A 13,438-nucleotide genomic window follows, 5' to 3' on the forward strand; every position below is an offset into this window, starting at 1 on the left:
CCAGCAATTCAGTTGCAGTTGTCAGCAGCAGCTCACAACCCCCCTACGGCCGTTCACACCACGCACCGTGCAACCATCAAGGTCATGCCCCCGAACGCCGCCCATAAAAAAGGCCGCATTCACATGCGGCCTTCTCATCACAACGGTCCCAGACTTACGAAGCCAGCTCCGAGACCTCTTTCTTCACCTCGTCACGACGCTGGATGTACTTCCAGTCAGCTTCATCGATGTAGATACCGTTCGGCCCGCTGCCGCCTTCCAGGTCGATAGCGACATGGGCAGAGACTTGAGGCTTCACACTCGCAAGGATCGGCACAAAGCCCAGCTGCAAGCTCGTCTCCAGCAATGCCGCCTGGTTCTTCTCGTCGATGTCTGCGGCTTCGTCCAGGTAGTAAGGCAAGCGCACACGACCGGCCTGATCACGATCCATCAAGTGCAGCAACAGGTACATGTTGGTCAGCGCCTTGATGGTCATGGTTGTACCGTTGGACGCGGCACCGTCGATGTCGGTATGGATAACCGGCTGGCCATTGACCTTGGTGATTTCGAAAGCCAGTTCGAACAGATCCCTGAGGCCCAGCTGGTTATGGTTAGCCGCCACCAGACGTGCCAGGTATTCCTTGGCTTCTTCGTTCTTGTTGTCCTGCTCAGCACTCTGGCTCAGATCGAAGACCGACAGCGTCTCGCCTTCCTCATACTGACCTGCGCTGTGGATAATCTGATCGATATGCTTGAGTGCTTCCTTGTTGGGAGCAAGGACAATGCGGAAGCTGGCCAGGTTGGACACCTGACGCTTGTTGATCTCGCGGTTGAACAGGGCAAGCTGGTGCTCAAGGCTGTCATAGTCGCTACGGATGTTGCGCAGCGTGCGGGCAATGTCAGTCACGGCAGCACGACGTGCCTTGCCCAGCGTCAGCGCTTCATCGGTGCGGTGCGCATAGGCATTGATCAGCAACTGCAGACGGCGCTCCATGTCATCTTCGCTGTCGAACTTCGCCACGCCCTTGAGGCGGACCTGCGCGTACAGCGCCTCGATCTGGCCATCACTGCGCAGCAGGCCCTGCCAGCTGTCCTGATAGTCATTGAGCAGTGGCAGCAGGTTGTCCATCGAATCGTCGATCGGGTCCATGAATGGCGTGCCGAACGGCAAGTCAGTCGGCAGCAACTGGCGACGGCGCAGGGCGTCGTCCAGCGTACGTTGCTTGGATTCCAGGTCGCCGATCTGTCGTGCAACCAGTTGCAGCTTGGCCGACAGTTGCTGGACACGCTCGGTAAACGCATCGCTTGAGCGTTTCAGTTCATCCTGCGCCGCTTCCATCTGCGCCAGGTCTTCAAGCTTGGAAGGCTCTTCTGCGCTCAGCGTCTGGCAGCGACGGAAGTCTTCAAGCGCCTTCTGTGCATCCAGCACCTGCTGATACAGCGCTTCGGTCTGCGTCTTGCTCGCCGAGCGATCCGCCGCTACCGCCTGTTGGGTTTTCAACTGCTTCAGTTCTTTTTCCAGACGCTCTTTCTGGTCGCGCAACGCGGCGCGATCGGCCAGCGCCTGGAGAGCGGGAGGCTCGATACTGGACAGGTTGATCGTCAAACCCGGTACGGTGAACTGATCACCCTTGAAGCCATCCAGAATCGTTTCCAGCGATTTGACCCACGCGTCGCCATCGTCCAACGCAATACCCTGCTCGCCAAGCGGCAGACTGAACAGCGAGCTGTTGAACAGGCGCATCAGACGCTCAACATCCGGTTGCGAGAACTCTTCGCGCAAGCGGGCATAGCTGTTGTTGTCTGCGTGATCGAGTTGCTGCTTGAGTGACTTGAGGCGTTTTTCCAGATCTCGCAGTCGCTCGTCCAGATCCTCGGCGCTGAACTGCCGGGACTGGGCCAGTGCACCGGCCAGTTCGTCGTGCGCGTCCTTGGCAGCCAGCAGTTGCTGTTCCAGCACCTTCACATCGTCGACCAGAGCAAAGCGGTTCTTCAGGACCGACAGCTCACCCACCCAGCGCTGGATACCGCTGATCTCACGTTCCAGGCGCATCAGTTCCTGAGTGCTGGAGCGTTGTTCATTCTGCATTTCGTCCTGCTGCGCACGGTAGTGCTCGGCCTGGATGACCAGCTCTTCCTTGCGTGCACCCGAGTAGTCCGACCAGGTGCCCAGCAAGGAATCGAGAATCGGCGAAAGACGATGCAGCTTGCCGCGCAACAGGTCGCGCTGCTTGACGCCAGCGGCCAGTGCTTCGACCAGCGGACCGGCCAGCACCAGCGAGTTGTAATCCTGTTCCATGCGACGCACGTCACGGAAGGCCTCTTCACACGCCGCAATGTAGTCGACGCTGCCGGAGCGCAGGCTGTGCTCGAAGGCATCGAGGAACAGTTGCTTGAGCTTGGCGGCAGTGATCTCGCGCATGTGCAGCAGGTTAATGAATAGTGCCCGGAAGGTCTTCAGGCTCTGCTCACTGGTCGAGCGCAGCGGAATCAGTGTCAGGTCCAGCGGGATCGATGTGTGGCCGCCCACCAGCAGGCGGCGCAGTTCGTCCGGCTTGAGCTCATAGGCCTTCAGGCCCTTGCTTTCCAGATTGCTGAACAGTTCTTTCTGACGCAGGCAGGTGTCGTTCTTCTGGTAATGGCCCAGATCAAGTTCACCGGCATAGGCGAAGAACTGGTGTCCGAAACCGCCGCCGGGGCCACGACCAACCACGCCTATGACATGCGGGCCATGAGGCAGGGAGACTTCCACCAGAATGTAGCTGGTATCCGAGGCGAAGTAGAAGCGTCGGGATTGTTCCAGGCTGTACTTGCCGAAGCTCATGTCCGACATGCGCGCCAGAATCGGGAACTGCAGCGCGTTGATCGACGCACTCTTGCCGAGGTTGTTCGCGCCATATACCGACAGCGGATTCTCCAGCGGGAACAGACCCAGGCTGTAACCTGCGGTATTCAACAGGGCGAAACGGCGAATGCCAAAGCGTTCCTGGCTCATGCGTCCAACTCCTGTTCATCGGCAATGGCACGGGCCAACGCCTCTTCTTCGGTTTCTTCGCTGAATTCGGCGAGGTCCAGTGGATCATCGGTTTCCAGCAGCTTTTCATCACTGTCGTCATCGATGAGCACCGGCGTCGGCAAGGGCAGGGCGCTGTGCAGGCTGGCCGCCAGATCACGGTCCTGCTGCACGGAGAGGCATACGTCGAGAAAGCGGTGCATCGGCGGCAGGAATCGGTAGATGCCGACCTCTTCACTGGCAAAGCCGAGTTGGGTCATGCGGCGCATGATTTTCTCTTCCAGCTCTTCCTGGGTTTGAACCTCGGCCTGCAAAAACAGATCGCGATACTTTTCCAGCATCGACGGCAACTCGTCGCGGCCCAGACTGCCACCGTCCAGCACGGCCATCGGGTCGCGGCCCTGATCGGCCAGATGCTCGACGAGGATGAAGGTGAACAGCGCCAGACGCTGGGCGGTCTTGTTCACCTGCGCTGCGGCAAGGTCCGGCACGAAGTAGTAGAAGCCACGGGTATCGCACACCAGTTCGAAACCCAGCGCCTTGAACAGCGCACGGTACTGATCCTGGAAGTTGGAGAGTTGGGCGTACAGCTCCGGATCACGGCGGCTGACGTGGTAGCCCTTGAACAGCTCGCGAAAGATCGGGGCGAGCTGGGACATTTCGGATAGATCAAGATGCATGAACAGTGCTCTCGGAATTCTCTGGCTGCGTGTCTGCGGGGGCAAGCAGGGCAAAGGAGCGCAGGCTGACGCGGTGCTCCCGTGTGTAATATTCGCGGCGCTCCAGGCGTTCGCGCTCAAAGCGCTTGTCGCGGGAGAGGCGTGAAAACCAATACAGCAATTCTTCTGTTTCGCCGTTCGGCTCCTGTTCCAGCAACCAGTTCATCAGATCCGGCATCGGCAGGGCGTCTTCGCAGCGCTCGAGCATTTCCTTGACCGTACGCGGCGCGCGGGCAGGTTCGCCCTTGCGGGTGCCACTGGCCTTGGGGAAGCGTGCCGGCTTGGGCTCGAAGCGCGCCAGGGCGTAAACGTAGGCTTCAACCTGGCTCGCGCTGCCCAGAAAGGTGCTTTGCGGACGGGTGAACATTGGCATTGCAGCCTGTGGCACGGCGTCCAGCCCTTTGCGGCGAATGGCTGACAATGCCAGCGCTGCGCCGCGGGTGACGGCGTTGTGGCGACGTGCTTCTTCGCGCAACGGCAGCAGCAGCTCACGCGCATGGCGCAGGGTGAGCTGGGCGCTGGTCTGCATTTCCAGAATGCGCGCATGGGTGCGCAGCAGCATGTCATCGTCGACCAGGTGGCCCAGACGCTGCTGCTCGGTCAACAGACGCAGCAGGACATTCTCGACCTTGCGCACGCCTTGCTCGAAAGCCCCGTCGGCGTTGACCAGTTGAATCATCGGCTCGACGTATTCATCCCAGGTTGCCAGCACTTCTGCGTAGCGTTGGCGAAGCGGGATCTGTCGGTCGCTGGTCTTGGCGCGATCAGCGACCGCTACCAGTGCCTGCTCGTCATTGGCGAGCTTTTTCAGCACGTCACGGACACGCATGTCCAGCAATCGAAGCTGTCTGGCCAGATCATTGGCGTCGCGAATCTCGAAGGCGTCCTGAATGTAACCGGCCAGACGTTCGAGGTGGCGCAGATAGGCTTCAATCTCCAGGCACAGCCCCAGCCGGTGCTCACGGCGCAGATAGGACAGAAAGTCATGGATCTGCGCATTGAGCTCGAAACGGTTCGGGCTTTTGGCGACAGGCACCAGAATGTCCAGACGAATCCACACGTCCAGCAGATTGGTGATGTCTTGCGGGGTGCTGTCCTGTTGCTGAGCGGCAAGCTGCAGGCGCAGCTCGCTCAGGCTCAGGGTGCCCTGGTCGAAGTGTTCACATAAGGGCTCGAGTAGCGCCCAATGCTCGGCAAGGGCGCGCAGGACGCGCTTGGGTTCGATCATGGATAGGCCGACTGTTGGCGAATGAAAGGCGGCGATTGTACTGCATCATTCACTCAAGATTTCACCCGGGCGCGATATGCTTCAGCACGAAAAGACGAACAACGCTAGAATTGCGCGCCTAACGTATCCACAGGTGGCCGACCCTTGCTCAATGAGTCCCGTCGCCGCGCTTATTTGACCGCCATGCAGGTGGTCAACTGGCTGCCGCGCACTGAACTGCCGTTTGCTGCACCTTCCCGTCCGGAACTGCTCGCGCCGTTGCCGCCGCCGGTCGAGGTGCAGAACGAGTTGCCAGCGGTTTCCTCACCTGCGCCTGTGGTTGCAGACAATGTGGTGCCCATCGATCGGCCATCCGAACGAGCCTCCGAACGCCCGAAAATCGAAGTGCCGCGACCTTCGCTGGCCAGCACGCGCACCGTCGCTGCGGTCGTTGAAGACGCCGAACCCGCACCGCCCAAGGCTGTGGTCGTGCCGCCGCCGCGTTTCTCCCTGCAATTGTTGCGCGCCGGGCGTTGCATGCTGCTCGTGGAGTTGTCCACCGGCCAGCCGTTCCAGAGTCGTGACCCTTCCTATCTGTTGCTCAAGGACATGCTGCGCGCCGCCGGTCTGCCGGACAGTCCGCAGATCATCGGCGAGCCTGTGCGCTGGCCGCTGCTGGTTCGTGGCCAGATGGATCAGGGACCGGAGGCCGCGCGTGACTTCGTGCAGGGTTTCGTCGGTGCAAGACTCGAAGATGAACCGTGCACCTGCCTGTGGCTGGTGGGCTTGCCCGCCATGAAATTCGCCGGCGAAGCCGACGCCGAATCCTACTATCAGGATTTGCAGGTAGACGGCCTGGGCACTGTGTGGGCGCTGCCGGGGCTGGAATTATTGATGGACGAGCCTGAACGCAAGTCTGATGTCTGGAAAGCCATGCGTCGGCTGATGACGCGCTGGAAACCAACCGATGAGTGATGCAATAAGCTTCCGGCCCATGACCGAGGCCGATCTGGATGCGGTGCTGAAGATCGAGTACGCAGCCTTCAGCCATCCCTGGACCCGCGGCATCTTTCTGGACGGGCTCAAGTCATACGAGATATGGCTGATGTTCGAAGGCGCTCAGCAGGTCGGGCACGGCGTGGTCCAGGTCATCATCGACGAAGCCCATCTGCTCAACATCACCGTGAAGCCGGAAAGTCAGGGGCGTGGCCTTGGGCTGCTGTTGCTGGATCACCTGATGAAGCGCGCTTACCAGCTTAATGCGCGCGAGTGCTTCCTTGAGCTGCGTGACAGCAACCGGCCAGCCTATCGTCTGTATGAAAACTACGGTTTCAACGAGATAGGCCGGCGGCGTGATTACTACCCCGCAGTCGGCGGTCGTGAAGATGCCGTGGTCATGGCCTGCACGCTTCTGGAATAACCCGGCTTCAGCGTCCGGCCTTGCCATCCAGCGGGTCGACGATGGCCATCTCTTCTTCATCCAGACCGTCGCCACCGCCGATGTCATCTTCATCGACCACAGTCAGGTCAAGATCGGCAGGATTGTCCTCACCGCGCTCGCTGGCCGACCGGGCACCGTCTTCATGAATCAGCGTTTCAGGCGAGAGATCATCGTCGGTCGGCTGGTGGTCATCGGTGGACGCACCGGTCATGCCGGCTTCGCGCACGCGCTCATCCGGTATTTCATGTTGCAGTTCGTCTTCAGGCATAAGATCACCGATACGGGCGGTCTCATCATCCCTGAAGTTCAGTTCTTCCATGGAGCCCATACGGTCTTCGTTATCGTCGATGGGTTCCGGTTGGGTGGCATCGAATGGACGGCGTGAATCGTTCATGACGAATCCTCATTGCAGGTGGTCTTGTTAGGTGGACCGGTCGCAACTTTGAAGATTCCTTTTTTATCAGTACGGTTTATCAGTGCGGTTTGTCATCAAGGGTGATATCAGGTAGTGGCACAAGGACGTGACTTCCGGTGTCAAAGGCCAGTCCAAGGCTGAGCATCATAAACGAGGCATCAAAGCATGAACGAGCTACAAGACCTGATTGATAACAATGCACGTTGGGCCGAGGCGATCAAACAGGAGGACCCTGACTTCTTCGCCAAGCTGGCTCGCCAGCAGACCCCGGAATTTCTTTGGATCGGTTGCTCGGATGCGCGCGTTCCCGCTAACGAGATTGTCGGCATGTTGCCCGGCGATCTGTTCGTACACCGCAACGTGGCCAACGTTGTGCTGCACACGGACCTGAACTGCCTGTCGGTGATTCAGTACGCCGTGGATGTCTTGAAGGTCAAACACATTCTGGTGACCGGTCACTACGGCTGCGGCGGCGTTCGCGCTTCCATGCAGGACCGTCAGTTCGGCCTGATCGACGGCTGGCTGCGCACGATTCGTGATCTGTATTACGAGAATCGCAACGTGTTGGCTCAATTGCCGACCGAAGAAGAACGCGTCGACCGTATGTGCGAGCTGAACGTGATTCAGCAGGTCGCCAACGTCGCTCACACCAGCATCGTGCAGAACGCCTGGCATCGCGGCCAGAGCCTGTCGGTGCACGGTTGCATCTATGGCATCAAGGATGGTCGCTGGAAGAGTCTGGACACCACCATCAGCGGCTTCGAGCAGCTGCCGCCTCAGTACCGCCTGCGTCCGCAGGACTGATCTAGCCTGAAGATCGATCGGACGCTGTGTTGCCGCGAAGCCACGCAGCGCCCGATGCTCAGAGCACGAATCGTTGCACCATCAGATTCAGATCCGTCGCCAGCATCGACAACGCGTTGCTGGCGACTGTGGTCTGCTGCGCGCCGGATGCGGTCTGCGATGACAGGTCGCGAATGCTGCTCAGGTTGCGATCCACTTCACCGGCGACCTGCGCCTGCTGTTCCGCCGCACTGGCAATCAGCAGATTGCGGTCGTTGATGGTGCCGGTCGAGCTGATGATCACGTTCAGCGCTTCACCCGTCGCAGCGGCCTGCTCCAGGGTCAGGCTGGCTTGTGATGCCGTATGACGCAGCGAGCTGGCTGTTTGTTGAGTGCTTTGCTGGACTCCGCTGATCAGGCCTTCGATTTCTGTCGTCGAGGCACTGGTGCGTTGTGCCAGTGAGCGAACTTCGTCGGCGACCACGGCAAACCCGCGTCCGGCTTCGCCGGCACGTGCGGCTTCAATGGCTGCATTGAGGGCCAGCAGATTGGTCTGGTTGGCGATGGCGCGAATCACATCAAGGATGCTGCTGATGCTCTGCGTACGTTCGGCGAGCCCTTCGGCCTGATGGGATGAATCCAGCACGTTCGCGGTCAGCTCCTTGATCGAGCTGATGGTCGCCGACAGTTTGACCTGACCTTGCGCTGCCGCCTGAGTAGAGGCTTCGGACTCGCTCACCGTGTTGCTGGCATTGCCCGCCACTTCGACGGCAGCCTGGCTCATCTGGTTGACCGCCACTGCCGCCTGTTCGATTTCATTGTTCTGCAATTGCAGGTTGAGGGCGCTGGCTTCGGCAATGGTGCCCATTTCCTGAACCGATTGGGACAGCTGCGTGGCGGCGGCATAAATCTGGTCGATGGTGCTGTGCAGGTTGTTGCGCATACGGCCCAGTGTGGTCAGTAGTTGTGCGGTTTCATCCTTGCCGTCTGGAATCTCGTGACGGGTCAGGTTGCCATCGGCGATGGTGCTGGCGATGTGCAGCGCATGGCGAACCGGGCGGATGATGCTGACGCTCAGACGCCAGGCCAGCAGCAGGGTGAGCGCAAGGGCGATGGCAATGGCACTCAGCGCAATGATGCGCGTCTGCTCGTAACGGGCGCTCGCTTCGTCCACGGCAGCAGCGGCGCTTTGCTTGTTCAGTTCGCGCAGCAGCTGTACCTGCATGTCCATCAGGTCGCCCTGCATCGCCAGCAGGGTATTGGCCAGCGTGCGTGCTTCGTCCAGCTTGTTCTGCTCGATCAGCACCATCTGGTCCTGCAGCCCTGGCATGAACGCCTTGTAGGCGTCCTGCAGGGCGATGATCGAATCGTGCTCGGTGCCCGCCGGGACACGCGCCAGATAATCCGCGAAGCCTTTCTCGACTTCATTCTTGAGCTGTTCAACGTTGATCTTGCTGTTGATCACCGCGCCCGGATCGTCTGCGTTGGCAATCAGTCGAGTGGTTTCGCTGCGCAGTTTCACTAGGCCGATGGCGATGGCGTCGGCCATGGCGATGCTCGGCAAGGCGCCGCTTTCGACCGCCTCGCCCTGGCGGCGAATGTCCTGCATTTGCAACAGGCAGAAAACGCCCAGAGAAACCATGAGCAGGGCGGTGATGCCGAAGCAGATGACCAGACGTGGCGCGATCCTGAAACGGCGCAGCACCGTTACCCCGGACTTTTGACGCAAGAAACGAGGCAGGAGATTTTTCACAGCAGATGACCTCTTTGAACGGACCCTTTCGGAGAGCCGTTTATAAGGCACATGTGTGATGTCTTTATGACATGTCTGCGGCGTTTCGCGTTAATGTCGCATTGATGTCATCTATGGCCGATATGCGCAGGCTTCAGTCATGTGGCGCGCCGATTTCTTCCATCAGCTCATCCAGACAGCGCTTCAATCGCTCGTGCCTGACCTTCGCCAGCGAAGCCCCCGTACGGGTTTGAAAACCATCGGCCAGGTGCAGCAGCTTGGTGTGAAAGTGATCGACAGCAAAGTTCTTGTCATCATAGGGCCGCTGAGTGGCGTGCGGATCGAGGGGATCGTAAAGATAACGTCCCATGCGTCCTGACACGTAAAACACGCGCGCCACTCCGACCATGCCCAGCGCGTCGAGACGATCGGCGTCCTGCAGGATTCTGGCTTCCAGGGTCCTGGGCGTTATTTGTGCCGAGAAGCTGTGCGCCTCGATGGCGTGGGCGACCGAAGCGACGCTTTCTTCATCCCAGCCCATTTCGGTCAGCAGCTCGCTGGCTCGGGCAGCTGCGAGTCGTGATGCTCGGGAGCGAAAGGGCGAGTTCTTTTCGACCGCCACGCAGTCGTGCAGCAAAGTGGCAGCCACCAGCACACGCGCGTCACCGCCTTCATGGTCACGAATGGCGCAGACGTTTCTCCAGACTCTCAGCAAATGCGAGACGTCATGCGAACCGTCGATCTTCTCGGCGTGGGTATGCGGAATCAGCAGGCGAGCCAAGTCCTCGAACGGGGCAAAACGGTTTGCGAGCATTGGACTCTCCTGATGCGACTGCTATTTGAGCATTGTAGAAAATCACGTCCCTGCAAGGCACTGACAAAGAGAGCGTGGACGGGTGATTGCGTGTGATCCACCTGAAAGCGGAAAAGCCCTTTATAATCCATGGTTTTTACCCCGATGCGAGATCCCCTGTGAGCTTACCGTCCTGCCCGAAATGCAATTCCGAATACACCTACGAGGACGGCTCCTTGCTGATCTGCCCGGAATGCGCCCACGAATGGTCCGCTGACGGCGGCAGCAGCGACGCGTCCGACGACGTCAAGGTCATCAAGGACTCCACCGGAAACGTGTTGCAGGAAGGCGATACCATCACTGTGATCAAGGACCTGAAAGTCAAAGGTTCCTCGCTGGTGGTCAAGGTCGGCACCAAGGTCAAGAACATCCGTCTGGTGGATGGCGACCATGACATCGACTGCAAGATCGATGGCATCGGCGCGATGAAGCTGAAATCCGAGTTCGTCAGGAAGGTTTGATTCCTTGCGCTTCGCGTTTTAGCCTGAACGCCTCGCCGGTCTCGTGATCGGCGGGGCGTTTTCTTTTCTACAGCAGGGTCTGATCATGCCGAAAACTCCCGCTCCCTACCTCAAGCCCGATGAATGCGTCGTGCTGTTCGACGGCGTCTGCAAGTTGTGCAACGGCGTGGTGAAGTTTCTGATTCGTCATGACCCTGAACGGCGTTTGCGCCTGGCTGCGGTGCAGTCCGATGAAGGTCAGGCATTGCTGAAGTGGGCAGGGCTACCGCTGGACGATTTTCACACCATCGCCGTGATCCAGAATGGCCGCGTGTATGTGCGTTCGGATGGCTTTCTGCACATCATGCGTCTGCTGCCCCCGCCATGGCCGCTATTGAGTGTCCTGCGGGTGTTTCCACGTTTCCTGCGGGACTGGGCCTACAACCGGATCGCGCTCAACCGCTATCGATTGTTCGGTCGTTATGATCAGTGCCTGCTGCCATCGCCCGATCATGAAAAACGCTTTCTCGGTGACGCCTCGTCCAGATAAGCGCTTGTGCTTACCGACCGGCGGTCACTTGTCCGGGATGTGTTTCATGGATGTGTTGTGATCACGCGTCCCGGTCCGTAGAATTCCACGTATTCGGCTGCATCCCCCCATATCGACAATAATCCACTTCGCACACTGCGCTCGGTCCTGATCATTGAGCGGGGCGTTTTCGCGTTGTTTTTTCATTGGGGTGCATGCCTTGGTTTTTACAGGTGCCACGCGTATTTGTGTGGCGGTAGGCCCTCCGGGTCGCAACCCACTTCGAGCGTTGTATATTTTTGATGACTACACCACCGAATGCACATGCCGGTAGCTGGCTTGGCGTACTCGCTCTGGCCCTGGCGGCCTTCATTTTCAATACCACAGAGTTCGTGCCGATCGGCTTGCTGAGCAATATCGGCAAGAGCTTCGACATGACCACGGCCCAGGTCGGCCTGATGCTGACCATTTACGCTTGGGTCGTGTCGCTGATGTCGCTGCCGATGATGCTGATGACGCGCAATATCGAGCGGCGCAAGCTGCTGATTTTTGTGTTTGCGGTGTTCGTGGGCAGTCACATCGTCTCGGCCATGGCCACCAGCTTTACGGTGCTGTTGATCAGCCGGGTCGGCATTGCGTTTGCGCATGCGGTGTTCTGGTCGGTCACTGCGTCTCTGGCGGTACGTATCGCGCCGCCCGGCAAGCAGGTGCAGGCCCTGGGCTTGCTGGCGACCGGCACGTCGCTGGCCATGGTGTTGGGTATTCCGTTGGGACGTGTCCTGGGCGAGGCATTGGGCTGGCGCACCACCTTCATGGGCATCGCAGGCGTCGCGGCCCTGGTCGTGGTGCTCTTGACCCGCTCGCTGCCGTTGCTGCCAAGCCAGAACTCCGGCTCGCTGAGAAGCCTGCCGATGCTGTTCAAGCGGCCGAAACTGATGGCGGTCTATCTGCTGACCGTGCTGGTCGTCACTGCCCACTTCACGGCCTACAGCTACATCGAGCCCTTCACCGAAACCGTGGCGCACCTCAGTGGTGAGGTCACCACGATTCTGCTGCTGGTCTTCGGTGGCGCGGGTGTCATGGGCTCGATCGTGTTCAGCCTGTTCAGCGATCGCTTTCCAAACGGCCTGCTGATCACCGCGATCGGCACCATTGCGGTGTGTCTGCTGATGCTGCTGCCGCTGTCTGGCGATGCTGTGACATTGGGAACACTGACGGTGGTCTGGGGCATGGCGATCATGAGCTTCGGCCTGTTGCTGCAGGCCCGCGTGCTGTCGCTCGCGCCGGATGCAACGGACGTGGCCATGGCGCTGTTTTCGGGGATTTTCAACATCGGGATCGGCGGTGGGGCGCTGCTCGGCAGCGTGGTAAGCAGCCAACTGGGCGTATCGAGCGTCGGGATTGTCGGCGGCCTGTTGGCCTTGGGCGGGTTGGGGCTGTGCAGCTTTACCACGTATCACTTCGGCAAGTCGGCCAGTGCAGCCGAGGCTCAAACCGAAAGCAGAGTCTGATCAGGTCATTCGCTCGCTGACCGGCGTGTCCGGGCAGCGAGCGAATCAACTCAGGCCTTGAGACGGCCCAGCCATTCCAGCGACGTTCTCCAGATACAAATCCCCAGAAAATACGCCGACATCGCCAGCCACAGTCCCATGACGACCGGGCCATTGTGCGGATGGTTGATGATCAGCAGTGCGCTGGACAGCAACCAGACCGCTGTGACCGCAATGTTGATCGGCATGAAGCGACGTACCCGGAACGGGTGCAGAAACTTCATGCGGGTCAGGGTCAGCAGCGCCAGCGCAATGATGGTGATGAAAGTCATCCAGGGGCTTGGCGAGAGGATGTAAAGGCACAGGACGACAACGTTCCAGGCAGCGGGGAAGCCCTGGAAATAATTGTCCTTGCTCTTCATATCAACGTTGCAGAAGCAGAACAGCGACGAAACCAGAATCACCGACACACTCAGCAGCAGCGTGTAATCCGGGACCGGGATGTAGCGGTAGAGGAACAGAGCGGGAATGAATACGTAGGTCAGGTAATCAATCACCAGGTCCAGCACCGAGCCATCGAAGTGCGGCAGGACCGACGTGGTATTGACCTTGCGTGCCAGCGAACCGTCCACCCCATCCACGATCAGGGCTGCACCGAGCCAGAGCAGGCAGGCTTTCGGTTCATTGTTGAACAAGGCAATGGTCGCCAGAAACGCAAGGACCACGCCGGTGGCGGTGAAGCCATGCGCGCCCCAGGCGTTGAGTCTGGCTATGCGTTGATTGGTTATCACGGGGGCGCTCTCCAGGAAATAATGCTTGTCAGGGTTTGCCGTAAAC

At 59.4% G+C, this 13,438-nt stretch carries 13 protein-coding genes; 6 read left to right on the plus strand and 7 right to left on the minus strand.

The window, feature by feature from the left end; genetic code table 11:
* Nucleotides 1-154 precede the first annotated feature (154 nt).
* Genes mksF through mksB form a run of 3 tightly spaced genes read right to left on the minus strand, consistent with a single transcriptional unit; the run spans nt 155 to nt 4,939 of the window.
* Nucleotides 155-2,974: an Mks condensin complex protein MksF gene (gene mksF, locus AC0IXS_RS19190; protein WP_029241423.1), complete on the minus strand. Its 2,820-nt coding sequence runs from the start codon at nt 2,972-2,974 to the stop codon at nt 155-157.
* Entirely contained in the window at nt 2,971-3,672 is a 702-nt protein-coding gene (mksE, locus tag AC0IXS_RS19195; RefSeq protein ID WP_004879893.1) for an Mks condensin complex protein MksE, read from the minus strand. The genes mksF and mksE overlap by 4 nt, the downstream gene beginning before the upstream one ends.
* Complete coding sequence (gene mksB / locus AC0IXS_RS19200) at nt 3,662-4,939, minus strand: Mks condensin complex protein MksB (protein WP_004879892.1); 1,278 nt, start codon at nt 4,937-4,939, stop codon at nt 3,662-3,664. Before mksB ends, mksE begins: the two co-directional genes overlap by 11 nt.
* A gap of 144 nt (nt 4,940-5,083) precedes the next feature.
* Between mksB and AC0IXS_RS19205 the strand changes: the two genes are divergently transcribed.
* Together AC0IXS_RS19205 and rimI are read left to right on the plus strand one after the other, a co-directional pair.
* Complete coding sequence (locus tag AC0IXS_RS19205) at nt 5,084-5,893, plus strand: hypothetical protein (RefSeq protein WP_057409437.1); 810 nt, start codon at nt 5,084-5,086, stop codon at nt 5,891-5,893.
* Nucleotides 5,886-6,338, plus strand: coding sequence for a ribosomal protein S18-alanine N-acetyltransferase (gene rimI / locus AC0IXS_RS19210; RefSeq protein ID WP_004879887.1), 453 nt, complete (start codon nt 5,886-5,888; stop codon nt 6,336-6,338). The genes AC0IXS_RS19205 and rimI overlap by 8 nt, the downstream gene beginning before the upstream one ends.
* A 7-nt stretch (nt 6,339-6,345) precedes the next feature.
* Here rimI and AC0IXS_RS19215 read toward each other — a convergent pair whose 3' ends face one another.
* Nucleotides 6,346-6,753, minus strand: coding sequence for a hypothetical protein (locus AC0IXS_RS19215; RefSeq protein WP_004879885.1), 408 nt, complete (start codon nt 6,751-6,753; stop codon nt 6,346-6,348).
* A gap of 186 nt (nt 6,754-6,939) precedes the next feature.
* On the opposite strand from AC0IXS_RS19215, the gene can reads away from it, so the two are divergent.
* The gene (gene can / locus AC0IXS_RS19220; protein ID WP_004879883.1) at nt 6,940-7,578 is read left to right on the plus strand and encodes a carbonate dehydratase; all 639 of its coding nucleotides are present in this window, start codon (nt 6,940-6,942) and stop codon (nt 7,576-7,578) included.
* Between the two features lie 58 nt (nt 7,579-7,636).
* On the opposite strand, the gene AC0IXS_RS19225 is transcribed toward can, so the two are convergent.
* On the minus strand, nt 7,637-9,262 hold the full coding sequence (locus AC0IXS_RS19225; protein ID WP_057409504.1) for a methyl-accepting chemotaxis protein: 1,626 nt from the start codon (nt 9,260-9,262) through the stop codon (nt 7,637-7,639).
* 181 nt (nt 9,263-9,443) lie between these two features.
* Nucleotides 9,444-10,103: an HD domain-containing protein gene (locus AC0IXS_RS19230; protein WP_191958066.1), complete on the minus strand. Its 660-nt coding sequence runs from the start codon at nt 10,101-10,103 to the stop codon at nt 9,444-9,446.
* A gap of 158 nt (nt 10,104-10,261) precedes the next feature.
* Between AC0IXS_RS19230 and AC0IXS_RS19235 the strand changes: the two genes are divergently transcribed.
* From AC0IXS_RS19235 to AC0IXS_RS19245, 3 genes are all read left to right on the plus strand, one after another.
* Nucleotides 10,262-10,603, plus strand: coding sequence for a zinc ribbon domain-containing protein YjdM (locus AC0IXS_RS19235; RefSeq protein ID WP_471825461.1), 342 nt, complete (start codon nt 10,262-10,264; stop codon nt 10,601-10,603).
* Between the two features lie 85 nt (nt 10,604-10,688).
* Nucleotides 10,689-11,132: a thiol-disulfide oxidoreductase DCC family protein gene (locus AC0IXS_RS19240; protein WP_057409439.1), complete on the plus strand. Its 444-nt coding sequence runs from the start codon at nt 10,689-10,691 to the stop codon at nt 11,130-11,132.
* A 278-nt stretch (nt 11,133-11,410) separates the two neighbouring features.
* Nucleotides 11,411-12,622, plus strand: a complete 1,212-nt coding sequence (locus tag AC0IXS_RS19245; RefSeq protein ID WP_122437416.1) for a sugar transporter — start codon at nt 11,411-11,413, stop codon at nt 12,620-12,622.
* Between the two features lie 50 nt (nt 12,623-12,672).
* Here the strand turns inward: AC0IXS_RS19245 and pcsA are convergent, their stop codons facing one another.
* On the minus strand, nt 12,673-13,392 hold the full coding sequence (gene pcsA, locus AC0IXS_RS19250; protein WP_004879872.1) for a phosphatidylcholine synthase: 720 nt from the start codon (nt 13,390-13,392) through the stop codon (nt 12,673-12,675).
* Between the last annotated feature and the right edge of the window lie 46 nt (nt 13,393-13,438).

Source organism: Pseudomonas sp. AC016, assembly GCF_979253365.1.